Source organism: Paenibacillus sp. MT124, from assembly GCF_058792755.1.
Map to the genome: position 1 here is coordinate 3,618,630 of NZ_CM179500.1, position 19,510 is coordinate 3,638,139.

At 42.9% G+C, this 19,510-nt stretch carries 17 protein-coding genes; 7 read left to right on the forward strand and 10 right to left on the reverse strand.

What is annotated here, in order from left to right:
- Positions 1-20: 20 nt before the first annotated feature.
- Both AC3RCI_RS16405 and AC3RCI_RS16410 read right to left on the reverse strand, forming a co-directional pair.
- On the reverse strand, positions 21-932 hold the full coding sequence (locus tag AC3RCI_RS16405; RefSeq protein WP_336781767.1) for a carbohydrate ABC transporter permease: 912 nt from the start codon (positions 930-932) through the stop codon (positions 21-23).
- 16 nt (positions 933-948) lie between these two features.
- Positions 949-1,899, reverse strand: coding sequence for an ABC transporter permease (locus AC3RCI_RS16410; RefSeq protein ID WP_095357637.1), 951 nt, complete (start codon positions 1,897-1,899; stop codon positions 949-951).
- Between the two features lie 407 nt (positions 1,900-2,306).
- On the opposite strand from AC3RCI_RS16410, the gene AC3RCI_RS16415 reads away from it, so the two are divergent.
- The 3 genes from AC3RCI_RS16415 (at position 2,307) to AC3RCI_RS16425 (ending at position 5,381) form a co-directional block, all read left to right on the forward strand.
- On the forward strand, positions 2,307-3,587 hold the full coding sequence (locus AC3RCI_RS16415) for a glycoside hydrolase family 125 protein (protein WP_492525532.1): 1,281 nt from the start codon (positions 2,307-2,309) through the stop codon (positions 3,585-3,587).
- A 448-nt stretch (positions 3,588-4,035) separates the two neighbouring features.
- Positions 4,036-4,863, forward strand: coding sequence for a helix-turn-helix transcriptional regulator (locus AC3RCI_RS16420; RefSeq protein ID WP_492525534.1), 828 nt, complete (start codon positions 4,036-4,038; stop codon positions 4,861-4,863).
- A gap of 209 nt (positions 4,864-5,072) precedes the next feature.
- Positions 5,073-5,381 carry a cupin domain-containing protein gene (locus tag AC3RCI_RS16425; RefSeq protein ID WP_492473206.1) on the forward strand — a complete coding sequence of 103 codons (309 nt, stop codon included), beginning with the start codon at positions 5,073-5,075 and terminating at the stop codon, positions 5,379-5,381.
- Between the two features lie 271 nt (positions 5,382-5,652).
- Here AC3RCI_RS16425 and AC3RCI_RS16430 read toward each other — a convergent pair whose 3' ends face one another.
- On the reverse strand, positions 5,653-6,108 hold the full coding sequence (locus AC3RCI_RS16430; RefSeq protein ID WP_492525536.1) for a DinB family protein: 456 nt from the start codon (positions 6,106-6,108) through the stop codon (positions 5,653-5,655).
- A 246-nt stretch (positions 6,109-6,354) separates the two neighbouring features.
- Between AC3RCI_RS16430 and AC3RCI_RS16435 the strand changes: the two genes are divergently transcribed.
- Positions 6,355-6,993, forward strand: a complete 639-nt coding sequence (locus AC3RCI_RS16435) for a nitroreductase family protein (protein ID WP_221804591.1) — start codon at positions 6,355-6,357, stop codon at positions 6,991-6,993.
- A gap of 144 nt (positions 6,994-7,137) precedes the next feature.
- Positions 7,138-7,563 carry a MarR family winged helix-turn-helix transcriptional regulator gene (locus AC3RCI_RS16440; RefSeq protein WP_110823002.1) on the forward strand — a complete coding sequence of 142 codons (426 nt, stop codon included), beginning with the start codon at positions 7,138-7,140 and terminating at the stop codon, positions 7,561-7,563.
- Positions 7,564-7,637: 74 nt separating this feature from the next.
- On the opposite strand, the gene AC3RCI_RS16445 is transcribed toward AC3RCI_RS16440, so the two are convergent.
- The 5 genes from AC3RCI_RS16445 to AC3RCI_RS16465 form a co-directional block, all read right to left on the reverse strand.
- Positions 7,638-8,060: a DinB family protein gene (locus AC3RCI_RS16445; protein WP_492525538.1), complete on the reverse strand. Its 423-nt coding sequence runs from the start codon at positions 8,058-8,060 to the stop codon at positions 7,638-7,640.
- Between the two features lie 369 nt (positions 8,061-8,429).
- Positions 8,430-10,739, reverse strand: a complete 2,310-nt coding sequence (locus AC3RCI_RS16450) for a copper amine oxidase N-terminal domain-containing protein (RefSeq protein ID WP_492525539.1) — start codon at positions 10,737-10,739, stop codon at positions 8,430-8,432.
- Between the two features lie 265 nt (positions 10,740-11,004).
- Complete coding sequence (locus AC3RCI_RS16455) at positions 11,005-11,409, reverse strand: VOC family protein (RefSeq protein WP_336781773.1); 405 nt, start codon at positions 11,407-11,409, stop codon at positions 11,005-11,007.
- 270 nt (positions 11,410-11,679) lie between these two features.
- Positions 11,680-12,957 (reverse strand): MFS transporter, encoded by a 1,278-nt coding sequence (locus tag AC3RCI_RS16460; RefSeq protein WP_492525540.1) that lies wholly within the window; start codon positions 12,955-12,957, stop codon positions 11,680-11,682.
- A 540-nt stretch (positions 12,958-13,497) separates the two neighbouring features.
- Positions 13,498-14,289, reverse strand: coding sequence for an SDR family NAD(P)-dependent oxidoreductase (locus AC3RCI_RS16465; protein ID WP_492525542.1), 792 nt, complete (start codon positions 14,287-14,289; stop codon positions 13,498-13,500).
- 600 nt (positions 14,290-14,889) lie between these two features.
- On the opposite strand from AC3RCI_RS16465, the gene AC3RCI_RS16470 reads away from it, so the two are divergent.
- Entirely contained in the window at positions 14,890-15,798 is a 909-nt protein-coding gene (locus tag AC3RCI_RS16470) for a LysR family transcriptional regulator (protein WP_492525544.1), read from the forward strand.
- Between the two features lie 51 nt (positions 15,799-15,849).
- Here AC3RCI_RS16470 and AC3RCI_RS16475 read toward each other — a convergent pair whose 3' ends face one another.
- Both AC3RCI_RS16475 and rarD read right to left on the reverse strand, forming a co-directional pair.
- Positions 15,850-17,028 carry an MFS transporter gene (locus AC3RCI_RS16475; RefSeq protein WP_492525546.1) on the reverse strand — a complete coding sequence of 393 codons (1,179 nt, stop codon included), beginning with the start codon at positions 17,026-17,028 and terminating at the stop codon, positions 15,850-15,852.
- Between the two features lie 539 nt (positions 17,029-17,567).
- Positions 17,568-18,446 (reverse strand): EamA family transporter RarD, encoded by an 879-nt coding sequence (gene rarD, locus AC3RCI_RS16480; RefSeq protein ID WP_492525548.1) that lies wholly within the window; start codon positions 18,444-18,446, stop codon positions 17,568-17,570.
- A 653-nt stretch (positions 18,447-19,099) separates the two neighbouring features.
- Here rarD and AC3RCI_RS16485 point away from each other — a divergent pair.
- A complete protein-coding gene (locus tag AC3RCI_RS16485; protein ID WP_492525550.1) occupies positions 19,100-19,501 on the forward strand; it encodes a VOC family protein in 402 nt (133 codons plus the stop codon).
- The last annotated feature ends 9 nt before the right edge of the window (positions 19,502-19,510 follow it).

Sequence of the window (19,510 nt, forward strand, 5' to 3'; positions counted from 1 at the left end):
TATATACACATTCTAATGGTTCAACCTTTAACAGAGCCAATCATGACCCCTTGGACAAAGTAACGCTGCAGGAATGGATAGACCGCCACGATCGGCAGCGTGGAGACCACAATGACTCCATATTTGATTAGTGATGCCGTTTCAGCCTTGTTATTCATGGCGGTCGCTACCTCGCTATTGATCGAAGCGCCCGTGGTTTCAGCCGACATCTCCTGAAGGACAAGGATCTGGCGCAGAACCATCTGCAGCGGATATTTGGCTTCATCATTCAAATAGATCAGGGACGGGAAATAACTGTTCCAGTGGCCTACTCCATAGAATAGAGCCATAACGGCTATAATGGGTGCTGACAATGGCAGAATAATGCGGATGAACAGCTTCAGATTCGTACAGCCATCGATGTGAGCCGCTTCCTGCAGCTCTTTTGGGATAGTTGTCTGAAAAAAGGTGCGGGCCACAACAATATTCCAAACTGAAGCAGCCACCGGCAGAATTAAAGCCCACATGCTGTTGATGAGTCCGAGATTCTTGACCAGCAGATACGTCGGCACGAGCCCGCCGCTGAAGAACATCGTAAACAGAATGAGACCCATGAACAGATTACGCCCGACAAAATCAGATCTGCTAAGCGCATACGCGGCTGGCAGCGTAACGGCGAGATTGACCAGTGTCCCTACCACCGTATAGATAATCGTGTTCAAATAACCATTCCATATCTTCGGGTTTTCGAATACAAGCTTGTAGCCATCCAGTGTAACATTCTTCGGAAACAGCCACATGGCTCCCGAATTGACGTCCTTCGGCGAACTGATAGAAGCACTGAGAATATAGATCAGCGGATAGAGAACAACGAGCAGTGCAAGAACTAAATAAATATAGGTGCAAATCACAAACAGCTTGTCTCCTCTGGACTCTTTCATGGCAGTAACCAAAGACCTCAACTCCTTTCTACCAGAGGCTATTCTCACTGGTACGTTTGGCAATCTGATTGACAGTAACAAGCAAAATCACGTTGATGACCGAGTTAAACAAGCCAACAGCCGTTGAGAAGCTGTACTGGGCATCCACCAGGCCGGCGCGGTAGACATAAGTCGAGATTACGTCGGAGGCTTCCATATTGAGTGAATTCTGCAGCAGCAGAATTTTCTCGAAGCCAAGGCCCAGGATATTCCCCATATTTAAGATCAGCATGATTGTAATCGTGGGTACAATGGTCGGCAGATTGATATGCAGCATCCGTTTAATCCGGCTCGCTCCATCCATAATGGCCGCTTCATGCAGCTGGGGATCTACGCCAGACAGAGCCGCAAGATAAATAATTGTACCCCACCCTGTACTTTGCCAGACGCCCGAGAAAACATAAATCGTCTTAAACCAGGCCGGGTCTGTCAGGAATTGTGCAGGTTGAAAGCCCAGGAATTCGATGAACCGGACGATCATTCCACTGGAAGGCGACAGAAAGGTAATGATCATCCCCGCCATAACAACGACGGAAATGAAATGCGGAGCATAGGTTACCGTCTGAACCGATTTCTTGAACGGACCGTTCCGCACCTCATTAAAGGCTAGCGCCAGAATTATCGGAAGTGGAAACCCGATTGCGAGTTCATAGAAGCTGATGCTGAACGTGTTCCAGAGCAGATCCCAAAAGAAATAGGAATTGAAGAATCGTTCAAAATGGTCAAAGCCAACCCATTCACTGCCTGTAATTCCTTTTGAAGGTACGAAATTCTTGAAAGCAATCTGAATGCCGTACATCGGGCCGTAATGAAAAACGAGGAAATACAACAACGCGGGAAGCATGAACAAATAAAGCTCCCAATTTTTCCAGATTCTTTTGCCAAGGGATTTGTTCTTTAATGAAGGTTTTACGGATACTGCAGCATGACTCACCTTCATTCTCCCACTCCTCTCTATGGTTTTTTTCGTTACATAAAATAAATTTGTATCCGCTTTGCATGTAGCTGACCTCTCCTATGCTAGCGCTTACAATTCAAATTGTAGTGAAACCTAGCTGACACCGTAAATATGTAGGTTGTGCATTGTCATATTAGAAAGCGCGTAAAACCCTGCTGCAGCGGTACTTTTCGGCTTGCCAAGATGTAAATACCCCTAGATGAAGGATGGCTATAATGTGTGAATTATGAACCTCCCTTCACGCTGCAAAAGTTACATATTGTGATCAACAGACAAGTATGCAAACATTTGCTACGAATGCCAAGGCTACCCCACGCACGGATGATATCAGAAGATTTCTAATATGAACCGTGCAGCCTTACCCTAACTACGTAGGAGGAGTTATGACTATGAACCTGCCATCTTCCATTACCGAGTATTTGAATGAGGCCGACGAACACCTTGCCCATCATCCCAAATTGCAAAAGCTGTTCCGCAACTGCTTCCCTAATACACTTGAGACGACAACCAAGCTGCTTGAAGACGGCACCACTTTTGTATTTACTGGCGATATCCCAGCCATGTGGCTGCGCGATTCTACGGAGCAGGTGCGCCACTACATTCCGTTTGCCAAAAACGACTCTGAGCTTCAACGGATTCTCCGCGGCCTGATTGCGCGGCAGATGTTCTATGTGAATATCGACCCGTACACGAATGCATTCAATGAAACAGCAAGCGACAAGCATTACCGGACTACGGATGATTGCAATTTAAATCCCTGGATGTGGGAGCGCAAATACGAGCTGGATTCCCTCTGCTTTGTCGTTCAGCTGGCTTATATGTACTGGAAGGAAGCGGAGCAAACCGATATCTTCGACACCGAATGCTACCAAGCACTCAGCTCCATTGTGAACCTTATTGAAACGGAGCAGTACCACGGAGAGAAGTCGTCCTACCATTTTATCCGGCAGACGCTTCAGGATACGGAGACGTTGCACAATAACGGACGCGGCATGCCTGTCAACTATACCGGCATGAGCTGGTCGGGCTTCCGCCCGAGTGATGACAGCTGCGAATTCGGCTACAACATCCCCTCCAACATGTTCGCTGTGGTGATTCTGGGGTATATCCGTGAGATCGCCAGCGTTATCTATAAGGACGAAAGACTGGCTGCCCGAGCAGCAAAGCTGCGCAAGGAAATTGACTTCGGCATCCGGACGTACGGGATTGTGAATCATCCGAAATACGGTCGAATCTACGCCTATGAAACGGATGGATTCGGGAATTATTCCCTGATGGATGATGCTGGCACACCGGGATTACTATCTATTCCTTATATTGGTTATGTAGGGGTGGAGGATGAAATATATCAAAACACCCGCCGATTTGCTCTCAGTTTCGACAACCCGTTCTACTTCGAGGGTAAACATGCCAAAGGCATCGGCAGTCCGCATACGCCAGGGGGTTATGTTTGGCATATGGCACTGTCTATGCAGGCACTAACAGCGGATAATGATGAGGAAATGAATGAATTAATCGATATGCTGATCAGGACTGATGCAGATACCGGATATATGCATGAAGGCTTCCACCCCGATGATCCCTCCGACTTTTCACGTGAGTGGTTCGCCTGGTCTAACAGCCTTTTTGCTACGCTGATCGTCAAAGCGATGGACAAGGGAATTATTTAAGCCCACTAAGATATACTCTCTTTTAGAGACAGCTACAGCGAGAATTATCGTATTCCAACAAAAAACCTCTGCACCGTCCTGTTTATAGGAAAAAGGCTGCAGCAGGTTTTTCGTTTTTTTGTAGGTTTCCTCACTATTGTATATTTAGTAGCTAATCCGAGTCCGATCGATTTTCACATTAGACACGCTGCCGCTTGCCTCATAATACGTGCTTTCACGCCGGCGTAAATGATTCACAGACAATACAGGAGCACCAATGTCTCAAGGTGATCCTGTTGAAAAAATTCTCATGTTATTTAATTTCTGAACTCATTCTATTATCCCGGTGAGCATTAGTACGTTCATTCTTGACAATGATAATCGTTATCAATAATGTGAATATAGGAAATACATTGATTAATTAACTTCAAAATTTAATCACAAACTACTATTGAAGTGAGGTCGCACTGTGAACATAAACATCAATCTACTAGCAGAACACTTTGCACAAATTCCTTTTCAAGTAGAAGGAGTATACCGATATAGTAATAAATCTGGAGTGCCCTACGCAGATTATACAGATTCTTTCCCGGGATTTGTGTTCCCCTTGACAGGGAAAATACAATTTCATTTTAATGGAATGCCTTATATTTTTACGCCAGGGAAAATTGTTCATGGGGGAGCGAAAATGAAACTTGAACAAAAAATGTTTGGTGACACTAACTGGGAGTATATTCTTGTGTTATACCGGACACATGATTCAAAATTAAAAGAGTCGTCCTTTTCTCATCAACATTTTGAATTGCCAACCGGAGATTCCCCCCGCCTAAGCGAATTAATCATGCGGCTTTGGCATGTGTATAATCAGCAAGGCGGAATTTCGATGTTTCAGACTGAAATGTTGTTTCGTGATGTATTGAATGAAGCATTAATATGTGCGGATAATAGGCAAACTAGCAGTGAATCACATGCCCTATTCCAACGTGTATCAAAATTCATACATGAACACTATTACCAATGTCTTACAATACCCTCACTCGCAGAGCATTATAACGTTAATCGAAATCGACTTTCTTATGTGTTTAGAAGACATTCTGGTATGGGGCCAGCAGAATATGTACTGAAATACCGCATTAACATGGCGCAAAAAAAGTTAATTACAAGTGATGTCTCAGTACAGCAGATTGCAGAAGCTGTTGGTATTACAGACCCCTTTTATTTTAGTAGAGTGTTCAAAAAACAATTTGGTCTCTCTCCCACCGAGTATAGGCAGAGATTCACCAATAATCCATGTTAGTTTCAACAGGTATCCATTTTAAACTGAAAATAAAAATTATATGCTAATAGCAAGCCAAGAAAACAAGATGTCGGGAATATTGCGTATGTAAAAAACGTAAATGTCTGATCATCCCAAAGTGCTATGGTACGAACCCCAGGTGGTGAATCGCCAGTTTCGGTGTTTGCATTCTTGTGAAGCAAAGTACATAAAAATAAGGAGTGATTACGATCCATTATCAAGTTATTAAACTGAGTGAGGAACTATCTACAATTCATGATCAATGGACTCCAAAATTAATTGGTGAAATGAATGACTATCAAATTAAGCTTGTAAAGATTGCCGGAGAGTTCGATTGGCATGTTCATGAAGAAACAGATAAGGTATTTTTCGTGATCGAAGGGGAAATGATCATTGATTTCCGTGATAGGCAAGTGAAGATTTACAAGGATGAGATGATTATTATCCCGAAAGGAATAGAGATCAAGCCATCCGCCATAAAAGAATGTCATATCATGTTGATGGAGCCAAAAGCTTAGCAAATACGAACGGGAATTAGGGCCGACTATACAGCCGTCAAAGGTCTTTGAACCTCATGGTTTGTTTGTGGCAAGAGCGTCAGTGAACTGATTTAGAACATTAATAACAATTCATTTACCTAAGAAAGGAGCTGGTAGCAGAAGCTCCTTTCTATTTTTTTCAACTCTTTGGTTATTAGCTGTTATTCCCCGTACTTATTTTTATTGAGCTAGCTTCAAGTGTTATCTCAAAGCCACTTCAATTCAGTCTAATGGTGATTATGAGCCGCCGTTATAGCCTCGCAAACGTGATGTAATCGATTGGGACAGGCTCTGCCGAATTAATTCGAAGCGCTTGGTTGATCTGTCCCCGGTGATATTGCCCATGTAAGATAACCTGTGACAGGATGTCCCGGACAGACGTTTGAAAGAGAACCCCACTCTGGTTCACGTAGTCAAGCATCTCGTCCAACCGGGATTCATCAAGTACTTCCATATAGACACGATATTGCTTGGCGTTTTCCTCGAACATCGACCGGATCACCGAGAGGTCTTCTGCCTCCTCCCACAACGAATACTGCCTGCTATCCTTGCCAAGCAATCTGGATAGCCAGACACGTTCTGCAACCGCGACATGCCTAACCAGCTTTAACAGGTCTTTGTTCTTCGTCTCACTTTTCTGAAGCGCGTCCAAGATGCGTCCGTCGGCCCAGTACAGATGCTCCATCATAGCCTTAATTGTCTTCATTTCGACAATCCCCTCTTCCTCTCATACTTTAAATTCGCCAAATCAATTCCAATCAACCACATTCGACAAACGCTTATTTTCTTATTGTGCAATTGAACAATGCATTAGTTCATCTCATATTTTGTAATATTTTAACATAATAAAAAGGTTGCAATGTTTCATGAATTTAATTATATTTGACATATCAACTATTGACTAGTCAAATATTGATGCATCAACTAAATAGACAAAGGGAGAGAAATGATTATGAAACCATCTCAAAAAACAAACGATTTTAATGAAATTATATACGGACGCCGCTCGATTAAGACGTATGATCCATCCGTCAAAATTTCCAGAGAAGAAATGACTCAAATGATCAACGAAGCAAGCACTGCTCCTTCCTCCATTAACATGCAGCCTTGGCGTTTCCTTGTTGTGGATACACCAGAGGGAAAAGACAAACTCGTACCACTGTCCCGCTTCAACAAAGAAAAAGTAGCTCAAGCTTCAGCTGTGATTGCCGTATTTGCGGACAAAAACAACTTTGATTATGCCGAAAACATCTATGGAAAAGCCGTTGAGCTCGGATTAATGCCGCAAGATGTTAAGGACTTTCAGTTGAATGCATTCAAACCGATCTATAACAGCATGTCTGATGCTGAAATGAACGATGTCATTATGCTTGACTCCGGTCTAGTTTCCATGCAATTAATGCTCGTTGCCCGTGCGCATGGATATGATACCAATCCAATTGGTGGATATGAAAAGGATCAAATTGCCGAAGTGTTTGGATTGGATAAAGAACGTTATGTTCCAGTCATGCTGCTGACCATCGGTAAAGCTGCGAGCGAGGGATATACCTCCTACCGCCTGCCCGCAGAAGAAACTACATTCTGGGCTTAAATCAAATAAGCTGCATGCATGATGCGAGCAGCCATCACATTGTGATATAGTTGCCTTTAGCTGCTGAATGTCTTGGAAGGGATGTGCCTTGTTAACCAGGCTGTTCTTCTAAGACATTCGGCACCATTCAAGGAGGGGCACAACATGAATTGTTCTTTGGAGCAAGAAAACCTATTAATTCTACTTAAAAATATAAGCAATCAGCTAAAACCCAAATTCGAACGTTGTACGGGGATTAGTTCCTCACGATATGTTCTGCTGTATCATCTCTATATTCATGAAGAGGTGACTCAAAGCCATTTGCAAAAAGCCATTCACATCGACAGTGCTGCCATTACACGCCATTTGAAGCAGCTGGAAGCCGATGGACTCGTATCAAGAAGACGAAATCCCATTGACCAAAGAGAAACCTTCGTTCGGTTAACGGAACAAGGACTCACGCATATAGCCAACTTCAAACAGGATCGTAACCAGTTCGTTCATCAGATGCTGCTTGATTTCAGTGAGGAAGAAGTTGCCATGATGACAGACATGCTCGCACGTATGCAATTCAATATGAAAGATATGTAACATTTAACGATGCCAGGCAACATTTTTGAGGAGCAATTTTTTCGGTTTGAACGATGCTTAACGTTTAGCCAAGTTCATTTTGGGTGGGATATAACCCAGATGCCGACCTTTTTTAAGATTTGTCCCTGATGATGAAATTCGTGAGTGATGGAGTGTGTAAATAACCATAATTCTGTTAATTCTACACTGTCACTATGCCAAGATTCCCGAACTTCAGGGTTCCATTCATTTCTAAAATCCCTCAAAAATTGTTGCATCAGGTCATCCGTCCTCTTGAATAATTGACGCATATCTCCTACATTTTCAATGGATTGCGGTTTCACTTGAGCAATTGATTGCTGAAGGGCACGTACACCTAACCAAACTCGATAGCAATCAGCTACATGCACATGCAAATTCCGTATCGATGCTCCGCCTAGTAGTTCAACCTCTCTCACGTAATCTTCTTGAGTAATCTCCTCACAATAGCTAATTCCCTGGTTTGCTGGATCATCCAATGCTGATTTTCGAATATTTCCATCTTCCCGCCACCTTTGCTTAACATTATCATTTCATTGCCACAATCCCTTTTTAAAATCCAAGATTATAGGTTTAGATTACACCAAGGTTTTTCACTCACCAATACAGACTTCGGATGTCTATTATAGCTTTAATATTTCCCTGCGTAAACCCACACATAATAGATTGTCATCCGGCTTGAATCATACCCAGTCTGTCTGTCCATAGTAAATGAAATGATACAAACTCTCTTGTTATCGACTCTCGCTTCAGAACTCGTACAGATATAGCAAAAAAAAGCCGCTGTAATAGCGACTTTCTTTTGGAGCATATAATAGTCCCTCAAAATTCATATATAAGACAACATCCTACTTCTCCATTGGCAGCGGTGTAAAGAGCAGGTTAACTGGCAGGTTGCTTCCTGGCGCTGCTGAGAAAAGGATCGTTACACTTTCCGAAGAGGATCCTGTTCGGTATAGTACGCTTTGTTCACTGGACGTGTTGATCGATAAGCTACCATCGACAATTTGTACAACTTGACCGTTCACAAGAGCTACTCCAAAGTACTTTCCTCCACGTGGGTTAAACGAGATCAGTGTACGCGGAGCAACATTGCTTAACGTGATTTTGTATAACACCCCAAAGTTACCTGCATTGGATGCATCGGTGTAAGCCATCGGATCCGTTCCAACCAAATTCGGGTCACTGGCATTGTCTCCAAGGGGCAATCGCGCTGGTGTGGCTCCCACTTGCTGGTCGTAGGTTATAACACGAGTTGCATTCGGGTATGTGCCACGGTTGTGCACACCGTCACGATCGAGTACAGGCAGCGTTGGTAACGCTTCGAACGGGTCTTTATTTTCTTCAACCAGAATAACGTTATAATCCAGGGAATAATCGCTGAATGCATCCGAATACAGTGAGATTACTTGTCCTTCTTTCATCGGAGTTTTATTGAGTTCGGTCAAAATCAGTTTACTTTCCCCTGGTTCAAAATATTCTTTCTTTTGATCCGCTCCAGTCTGTATCGACTTAAACCATTTATCAATAGACAATTTGCCGGCTACAGTAGCAAACGGTGTCGGTCCTGCGAAGCCCATATTTTGCTGCTCGAATACTGCTGGATATGGGTTGTTATTTGTTGCAATAACATACATTTTTACTCTTTTGCCTGTATTGTTTACATGGTGAATCATGAAGCGCGTTTGCCCTGAAGAAGACTCCTGGTACACAATGCCTTCCGTATTAACCGTTTCCGGACTGTTGCTGCGGATGAGCAGACTTGCCTCATCCCTATACGTATAAGGTACTTTCTCCATGGAAGTCACTTCGCCACCATTAAAGGTAAATTTCTGTCCAACCGGTGTGAAAAGTAAATTAAAATCCGAAACATTATATAACGTCTCATTGGTTATGTTTATGACTTTGGAATACGTATCAGTAGCCCCATGGTTGTCTGTGACGGTCAAGGTTACCGTTTTGGGTCCAGGTTCAAAGAATGCAAGCGGATTGTTATCCCAAACCGTTTTCTCAATCTTGCCTTCATCATCTGTACTTTGATCCAAATACGTTATTTTTTCGCCCATTTTATATTGGTCCTTGTCCGTTGTGAACATGGCTACAGGTGGAAGATTAGGCTGCAAAACTTGAATGGTAACCGAATAGGGATCACTCCACTGGCCGTTTGAATCCTGAACTTGATATGAAATGGTATATGTACCCGCTTGATCAAACGAATCCTGACGACCTGTCCAGCGTTCGCTTGTGATCTCCAGACCGTTTGGAGAACTATAGGAAGTCACATAATCCACAGTATCTCCCGCAAAAATTTCCTTTTGGGAAATCACAAAGCTTGCAACAGGTTTCTTATGTAGATTGAGCACAACGGTTTTTGCCGACTGATTCACTTTATAGGAAATGTTCAGCGCTTGAGTAATGGAAGTTAACGGCACCATAAACGTATTTTTTTGCTGATACGCAGGGCCTTTCATCGTTCTGGACTCACCATTAACGGTATAAACCTTGCTGTTTGTTTGGAATCGGAGCTCATTGTCACCACTGATAATGATGGTCTCCTTGGTTTTGTTATCGTATTTAACTCCGTATCCCACACGATCCACCAATGCACGAATCGCAACATAGGATACACCGTTTTTGACAGTCATTGGCTGGCCTGCAAGGTACGATTTTCCATCCTGCTCCATTTTATTGCTGTTCATGTACAATGTAAGGTCTCCACCTAATGTACCAGTAGTGGAATCTCCTGTTGCAGGTTGTTGCTCGACTTGAGCCGGAGTAGCTGGAGTAGCTGGCGCCTTGTCATCCTCGGCAGTTCCTTCCTGGTTCGCGGTACCCTCCTCGGATTCATTCGTTGTTGCTGCTTGATCAACAGCAGCCGGATCATTTTCTGCCGCCGGTGTTGTCTCAACGACTGCTGATTTAGAGGCTTCAGTGTCTTTTACAGTAGATTCAGCTTTTGATGATGTGCTGCTTTTTATTTTCACTTCATTCTCGGTAAGCGGCTGTTCTTTCTTCATGACCTCTACGGATTCCACTTTGGCAGGCGTTACAACTGCCGCTTCCCCTTGATCCACGGTTTGTGCGCTCGCTGAACCAACTGTAAAAGCTTGAAGTACAGCTACCGCCGTGATTATGGACATATTCTTTTTCAAATTCATTCTTTATTTCTTCCCCTTTCGCTCCCTCGCAAATTTCAATCTATTAAAAGTCATACTATTAAACGCTCGAATACGGAAAAAGTTACTAAATAAATTCAATATTATGGATTTGATACAGCTATTTTCAATAGGGATGCTATTCATATAACAAGATTATTGAGTCATCTCTAGCTCAGACGCTATCCTTTCGTTAGGTTAGAAACACATCAAAAACAGCTGATCATATGGATCAGCTGCTTTGATTCGGTAAACTAGAGATAGATTTTCAACCTCTACCGCTGAACCGTTTAATCGCTTCCTCGCTCACCGGCTGGAAGAGGTTAATGAGATTACCGTCGGGATCACGGAACAATATCGCACGATTCCCCCACGGCATCGTAGTCGGTTCCTTCACCCAGTCATCAACAATGGGCTTCAAGCGCTTGTATTCGGCATCGACATCGTGAACACGGAACTCGAGGATGACACTGCGATTATCAGCAGCCACTGCGGAGCCAACACCGAACAGTGGTACTGTCTGGGAGTGACCTATAGCCAGAGTGCACGAATGCAGAACGAGTTCGGCAAAGACTGGCGCTGGACGTTCCGCTGTGATGTCCAGTACTTCCTCATAGAACTCGACAAGACGATCCACGTCGTCGGTAATCACACGTACAGAAGTAAAATTCATAAAAGTACATCCTTTCTACAATAAAAGATACAATGCCAAAACAACTTTGGGGGTTAAAGCAAGCTTCACCCTTGTAAATCATAAATGAACGCTACTGACCACGGTATGTCAGTAGCGTTTACACCTCATATCTTCTTAGATCCTTAAATTTTTTAATCATACAAACAGATTCAAATTTTATGTATTAAAAAAGGCAGACTGCCATTCCGCAGACTGCCCGTGATTTTGAGTTTACCTTTTCGGTTCTTATTCTTAGTACATGGCATGAAATTACCTGCTTATATGGGTATGATCGGCTTGGTCCCGGAAAGCCCGGTAGCTCAGCAAACCTACCAAGAGAGCTAGAATGGTTAGTCCAGCCGCGAACAAATAGAGATTCACAATCCCGATGTATTCGGCAAGTCCAGCCATGCCCAGCAGCGAAATGCAAAATACGAGATGCATAAGTGAAGCTTGAGCAGATAACACCTTAGGCAGCAGCTGTTTGTCAACACTTTGCTGAATTAATGTGCGGCGGTTAATTACGGATAGTTCCGCGAATGGCCCCATTAACATAACTAAAATAAGAGCGACAAAAGGCAGCGTGTTAAGTGCATAAAGCGCGGTCAGCACTCCATATCCAGCCATACCAATCATCATCACCAATACATAACGGTTACCGATAATCCGTGCCAATGCCAGTACCAGCAAACCACCACCTATGGTCCCTGCAAAATAAGCTGCATTAATAAATCCCCACCATTCTTCGCCTTGACCAAGTGCAACTTGTACAAAAGCAAGGGTAAATGCGCCTACCCAAATGGATGCTCCGAGCATGTCGATAATGTCCATAAAGGTTAGCACCCTCAGGCGAGGTGTTTCCCATATCATTTTCCAGCCTTCAGTTAACGTATGCCATTTGGATGTGCCAATTTCCGATATGGGATTAGAAATTGCATTTAATTCCTTTTCGACGACTTCAGATCTCACGGGTTCTTTGACACCCAGCGTAAATACCGCGGCCAGACCATAAATAACAGCGGTGAGCAATAATGTGGGGCTAGCTCCCATAAATGCAACGATGATACCGCTTAGTCCCCAACCCGCAAATTGCACAATCTGGTCGCTGACGCTAAGCAGTCCGTTGGCTTTGAGCAGACCTTGCTCACGCAATACCAAACGCGGAACAAGTGCATTACGAGCCGGAGTTGTCCATCCATCGAGAAAAGACATCACGAATACAAGCAAAAACACCAAAACAAATGATGAAGCCTCTCCGTTAAACTGTAAATAAACCGCCAGGCCAATGAATAACAAAAATTGTCCCACTTGCGACATCAATAGAAGGTTGGACAACTTGAAACGATTAATCAGTAATGGCGCAATCAAACTGCTCAGCATTTGGGCTCCGCTGCGCATTAGCGGCATAAGCGCTGCCGATACAAGAGAGTCAGTTCGATCAAGGACCAGGACTGTAAGTGCCATGATGTAAAGCACGTCTGCTGCATTCGCAGCAGTCTGGGTCGTCCATAAAAAGTAAAATGGACGGGTTAAATCAGATGACTTCATCGAAGCTTATTCTCCATTTCTCAATAAGTTACTTTAATAACTAATATAATTGATATTTCAATCAAAATAAGATTACGGCACTTAAAACCGTTTTACAACAAAAATCAATATAAAAAATATAGATAGCAGCAGCAAGTCACCGTGATAGTTGTACACAATATTCCAATACATAGATATCCCCCTCCTAAAGGAATAGTCCTGTCAAAACAAAAAAGCCGCAAAATAGCGACTTCCAATAAATTGCTAAGGTACGACTAGAAAAGGGCCGTTAATTAAGAAGACAAGGATAACTTCTGGATCAGCGGTATCATACTCTATCAACTGTTTATGCAACAATAATGTACATGGAGACAAGTTAACTGCATATCAGAAGAAAAGTGCAGCTAACGAAAAAAAGGCGAGCCCCTAAGTTCGCCAACCTGTGACTTTCAAGCACTAAATGATTACAATAACTACTATTGTACCAACATCCGATCATTGAAAACGAACATACCCGCAACCGGGAATATCATCTATAATTCATTTCCAAGCCGTGGATTTTTAGTAAATTGTTGGGACCATTCCTCCATCCATACGAATCGGTGAACCTTTAAATGGCGCTGCATAAGGGCTGCATACGAATGTAGTAAGTCTGCCGATCTCGCTCGGTCTGATGAAACGCTGCAGCTCAGATTGCGGGAGATTCGCAGCCATGAATGTCGTTTCTTTTTCTTCAAAAGTCATGTTCTCATCCTGATAAACGCTCTCGATAATCTGTTGTACATTCTCCGAAAGTGTTGGTCCAGGCATGATTGTGTTGACCGTTACTTCCGTTCCCACTGTCAGCTTGGACAGGCTTTTCGATAACGAGAGCAGCATGGATTTGGTAACGGCATATTGCGGCATATGACCTGGCATCACGGCTTCTTCACTCGCTATAAAGACGATCCGGCCAAATCCGCTGTTCAGCATAGCGGGCATGTAATATTTGGTTAATGTATTTGCGGAAAGCACATTGGTCTGAATGTATTTTTCCCACACGGCGTCATCTACATCGTAATAAGACATGATCTCATAAATCCCGGTGTTATTTACCAAAATATCAACCTGCGGGAACTTTGCAAACAACGCTTCGCGCTCAGCAACATTGACGATATCAGCTGCCGCATTCTGAGGCGAAGTACTCGGGTACGCCGACTTGATCTCTCCGACGACACGTTCAACATCTTCATAATTCCGTCCATTAATCAGCACGTTGACCCCTTCTTTGGCCAACTCGATGGCAATCGCTTTGCCAATTCCTTTCGTGGAACCTGTTACCAACGCTGTTTTGTTATCTAATCCCATATCCATGATGCATTTCTCCTCTGTTCCGGTTGTTAATGAATATTCAATCTTTCTGAAGGCATATCTTCTGCACGAATCTAATGATACGCTCCACAATTCGAGGTGTAACTAGCAGAGAGCGACAACAAACTAGCAGATCACGCCTTTCTCGGAGGATACGTCCCTGAGATCAAACCAGGAGATTTAGGAGCCCGAATGCACTTGTTTACAGATCAAAGGTACACATCAAAAAACTGTTGATCTTGAAATCAACGGTTCATATAATATTTAGATTCTCATAACGGTTATGTTCTCCAATAATCTATAAAAGACCCTTCATGACCGAATCACTATGGATTTCATTTGAGAATGGCGTTCTAAATATCCCCCCCCCGACAGTTCCACTAACACTGGAACCAACATAATAAAAGAATAAAATACAGGGCATTTGCCTGCGACTGATGATTAATGTAATAAACAGAAGTATATCTTCTATCGAACATAACATCAGTCATTCTGACCAAATTAGTATGAATTGATTTTTTAAATGACATCTTATCTGATAAGATCATGGATAGGCTCCAAATTTAAAATAACCACCTATATTTTTTGAAAGGAAGAGATTCAATGGACGTTCGAGTGCTTCGTTATTTTCTTGCTATTGCACGAGAAGGAAATATGACGAAGGCTGCCCATCTGCTGCACCTGACTCAACCAACACTTTCCAGACAGATCAAAGAGCTGGAACTAGAACTGGGAAAGAAATTATTTGTTAGGAGCAGCCACAATATTGTCCTTACGGAAGAGGGATTGCTTTTGCGGAAAAGAGCAGAAGAAATTGTGGACATGATGGAGAAACTGGAATCGGAATTTCAATCCATGGAAGAAACCGTCCGAGGAGATGTATTTATTGGTGGCGGTGAGACCGATGCAATGAAGCAAATTGCACGACTCGTTAGGAATATACAAGCACACTTTCCTGAGATTCGATATCATCTCTATAGTGGTAATGAAGACGATGTTACGGAGAGATTAGATAAAGGTTTACTAGACTTTGGAATTTTAATTCAACCTGCTGACTTGTCTAAATACAACTATGTAAATATTCCAGCCAAAGATGTTTGGGGGGTAATCATGAGAAAAGACAGTCCCTTGGCTAAGAAAACACAAATTCAAGTGAACGATCTATTAGACCTCCCTCTTATTTGTTCAAGACAGGCTATAAAACAGACCTTTTCCAAAAATGAGTTTCGTAACTGGTTTGGTGAACATTTTGAAAAGTTAAACGTGGTAAGCACATTTAATCTGGCATATAACGCAGCGATCATGGTCGAAGAAGGTGTCGGTTATGCGATATCTCTTCATAAGATTGTCAACACCTCACCCGATAGCAACCTTTGCTTTAGACCGCTGGAGCCCAAGCTGGAATCGGATTTGAGTATTGTTTGGAGAAAGAATCAATTATTTTCTGCTGCTGCTGAGAAATTTCTCGAAGAAATTCAGGCAAACTTTCAGAATCCTGATCTCGTGCTTTAAAATAAAATAACCCCCTCTCTGGAACTTAAGAATTCCATGAGGGGAATTTATTTATAAGGACGCAGTCCATTTTTCGGCTGATTTATTCAGATAGCTTCTGATCAAAAGCATAATCAAACTTAATACAACGCTGAAGATACCGACTAATATAACATATTCCACCCCCATAGTGGAGATTAGTAAACCTCCAAAGGCTGAACCTATTGTTGTACCCACGTTGCAGGAGGTCACAAATAATCCATTGGCAAAGTCAGGAGCATCCCCTGCCACGGATGAAATCAGATACTGATTCAGATTGGCCATGATTCCCCCGGCCAAAACTCCCCACAAAATCGTCAGAAGCGTCACAGGTACTCTGTACTCTCCAATTGCAAAAAATACAATATAAACAATACCCAATAAGAGTGGAAACATAAGGACAGACTTCGCGGGATAATCCGTAAGCACCTTCCCAGCAATGATGTTGCCTAATATGTTGGCTCCTCCGAACAGAAGTAATGTCATGCTGGTCCATTGTGGTGACATATGAGTCACGGCGTATAAATATTCTGTCACATAACTGTACACGCCAAAAACAGATGCATTTAATAATAAAACTGCGATCATGGATATCCATAATACCGGTCTTTTAAGTACCGAAAATTGGGCGCCATACGAGAGTTTTTCCTTTACGGGCATGGAAGGCACAAACAGCAGCGTTGCGACAAACACAATGATGTTAACGATTGCGATGAACGTCATAGCCATTTCATAGGAAAAGGTATTATCGATAAAACTAACGATGGGCACACCAGCTACCATGCCTGCTGAAACTCCAATGAAAACTTTGGCGACTGCTTTTGGAGCTTCTTCTTGACTTACAGATGATCCAGCTACGGTGAAAGCCAGAGACATATAGATCGGATGAAAAAGAGCCGGAACAATCCGTGCGATGAGCAGAACTGTGAAGCTGGTGGTAAAGACGGAAACCACATTTCCAACAACGAAAATGCCTAGTACAAGCAGCATCACTTTTTGTCGGTCCAGTCCAGAGAATACCAACGGTAGAATCGGACCCGAGATAGCGATCCCTAGTGCGAACAGGCTTACTAGCAATCCGGCTTGCGTAACTGTCACATTAAAGTTCTGAGCAATGGTAGGCAGTATGCCTATGACTCCCATCTCCGTATTTAGGATACCAAAGACCCCTACTGTCAGAATAAATATTAATAATTTCTTATTGGTTAGCAAAAAAAACATCTCCTGTCGTGATATATAGGATGATCTGAACGACTATTTACAGTTCAGTTGGGATAAGGAGTTTAACAATAAGAAATCTCTTACTTATCCTAAAGTTTTTTCATGAATTTACATAAAACATTATTTTCTTTTTCATCTTTGAACTCAAAAACGGCATTGGGATTATTTCTTCTCCCAACTGGGGCACTTATTTCAGCCTGTGAATAACATCAACAAGCTAATTCGCTTTTATATCGAGGATAATGTTTCTTATTGGATCTTCGGTGCACTCGAATGATCGGATCTCCTATATCTTTATTGTATGGCGTATTTCATATAATACAAATACCTATAACTGATATCATGGAATGCCTATAAGGCATTTCTAAACCAAAAAATGATTAAACCATTTTGGACTTTCTATAATACGAATCCCTCATTTGTGTTGTTCATGATGGTTCAAATATTTAAATTGAAGTAAAACCGCAAAAGGGGCATTACCATCCATTGGATAGTAATGCCCCAGATGACAAAACCAATCTCTCCTGCCGTCAGTTAGCTTTCGCGAGTTTCGTGCCACGTACTGATGATATCGCATATACGATCAGTGAAGTCCAGATCAACGCGAACCCAACAAGGAGAACCGGCGATACTGATTCCTTAAATACAAATATGCTTAGGAACAGCATGATGGTTGGCCCGATGTATTGTACGAATCCGAGTGTGGACAGTGACATCCGTGCAGCAGCACGCGCAAAAAATAACAGCGGCAGCGCTGTTACCACGCCAGAAAGAAGCAGGCCGATGAACATAGACGAAGACAGCGTCCATGCAGTCGATTCTCCTACGACCGCCAAATAGATCCAGTAGCCTAGCGCGATGGGCAGCACTACACCCGTCTCCGACAACAAGCCTACAGAAGCGTCTTGCACCGTTTTTTTCTTCGCAAGTCCATACAAGCCAAACGATGCAGCCAGCGAGATCGCGACCCATGGAAAACGACCATAGTCGATGGCGATAATGAGCACCGCGGCACCTGCGATAGCAATGGCGAGCCACTGACCGCGGTTTGGCTTCTCATGAAGGAAAACAACGGCTAGCAGTACGTTTAGCAGTGGGTTCAAGTAGTAACCTAGACTCGTCTCAACAACGTGCCCATTGTTGACCGCCCAGATGAAAATAAGCCAATTCACTGCGATCAACAGTCCACTTGTGGCGAGCGATAACAGCTGTGACCGATTAGCAGCAATCCGCTTCATATCTCCCCAGCGGCGCTGGACAGCCACGAGAATACCCATGAAGACAAACGACCAGACGACACGGTGGGACAGAATCTCGCCTGCTGGCACATCGTTGAATAATTTCCAATAGAGTGGGAGAACCCCCCACATGATATAAGCTATTATAGCGTTGACTAACCCGTTGTTCATGAATCCAATTCTCCTCTTCTCTCTCTGATGTCTGAACGGATTATACGCCTTGATCCTAACCTAAGTAAAGGAAATAATCTTACATGCATGAAGCCACGCTTTTGACCTACCCTCCAGGTATCTTGCAAAGAACATATCAAAAAGCAACCGATTGTTAGCCAGCTGCTCACATGAATTGTTGCTGAGTCACTAATAATACGACAAGTGAAAAAATACAGCTTGCTATTGCAATGATTATTTGAAAACAAGTGAACGAGATTTTTTCCAGAACATTTCTTCACTTTTTTTGACTAACGTACGAGTAAATTAACACAGTAATCACAACAGGCAAATATTGATGAAGGTCTGGTCCCCCCCTACTCGGTAATACTTTTTGAATATACCCACCTATAGTCTCGTCAATAATCATAAAGCTATATATAATTCCGATGGTCGCAGAAATAAAAAACGAAAAAGCTACCTGAACTAGACCTTTACTTTGAGTGATAGGACCCCGTTTTCGGTGTAAGTCTTTTATCATAAACGATTACTAACCTCCTCCAATTTATTGATCGCTCCTTACTTTACCACAGTCTTCCAATTCATGCTGTCTTGGGAAGCAGCCGTAGAGTATAGTAAGTATAGTTCGAAATATATTCCAGGAGGCTACAGCCATGTCACAGGATATCTGGATTAACCTGCCAGTCAAAGACGTTGAGAAATCAACTGCTTTTTTCAATGAGATTGGATTCCATGCGGTGAGCGTTGGTAGCGAAAGAGCCAAGCTTACCATCGGGCAAACCACCATTCTGCTGTTCCCGGATGCGGCGTTTGAAAAATTTACAGGCTCAACCATCACAGATACTTCTCATAGTGCAGAAGTCATATTCTCAATTGGTGCTGATAGCAGAGAAGAAGTCGATGCTTTTATTCAGAAGGTTGAATTTGCCGGAGGAAGCATCTTTGGCAAACCAAGTGAACATGAAGGCTGGATGTACGGTGCAGGATTTACAGACCTGGATGGTCATCGGTGGAACCTGCTCTACATGGATGAGAGCAAAATGCCGAAACGCTAATAGAAAAAC

Excerpts from the sequence above, each read along its gene's own strand:
- AC3RCI_RS16410 (WP_095357637.1), bottom strand. The coding sequence starts at position 1,899 with ATGAAGGTGAGTCATGCTGCAGTATCCGTAAAACCTTCATTAAAGAAC.
- AC3RCI_RS16415 (WP_492525532.1), top strand. The coding sequence starts at position 2,307 with ATGAACCTGCCATCTTCCATTACCGAGTATTTGAATGAGGCCGACGAA.
- AC3RCI_RS16430 (WP_492525536.1), bottom strand. The coding sequence starts at position 6,108 with ATGAAGACAATTAAGGCTATGATGGAGCATCTGTACTGGGCCGACGGA.
- AC3RCI_RS16435 (WP_221804591.1), top strand. The coding sequence starts at position 6,355 with ATGAAACCATCTCAAAAAACAAACGATTTTAATGAAATTATATACGGA.
- AC3RCI_RS16440 (WP_110823002.1), top strand. The coding sequence starts at position 7,138 with ATGAATTGTTCTTTGGAGCAAGAAAACCTATTAATTCTACTTAAAAAT.
- AC3RCI_RS16450 (WP_492525539.1), bottom strand. The coding sequence starts at position 10,739 with ATGAATTTGAAAAAGAATATGTCCATAATCACGGCGGTAGCTGTACTT.
- AC3RCI_RS16455 (WP_336781773.1), bottom strand. The coding sequence starts at position 11,409 with ATGAATTTTACTTCTGTACGTGTGATTACCGACGACGTGGATCGTCTT.
- AC3RCI_RS16460 (WP_492525540.1), bottom strand. The coding sequence starts at position 12,957 with ATGAAGTCATCTGATTTAACCCGTCCATTTTACTTTTTATGGACGACC.
- AC3RCI_RS16465 (WP_492525542.1), bottom strand. The coding sequence starts at position 14,289 with ATGGATATGGGATTAGATAACAAAACAGCGTTGGTAACAGGTTCCACG.
- AC3RCI_RS16470 (WP_492525544.1), top strand. The coding sequence starts at position 14,890 with ATGGACGTTCGAGTGCTTCGTTATTTTCTTGCTATTGCACGAGAAGGA.
- rarD (WP_492525548.1), bottom strand. The coding sequence starts at position 18,446 with ATGAACAACGGGTTAGTCAACGCTATAATAGCTTATATCATGTGGGGG.
- AC3RCI_RS16485 (WP_492525550.1), top strand. The coding sequence starts at position 19,100 with ATGTCACAGGATATCTGGATTAACCTGCCAGTCAAAGACGTTGAGAAA.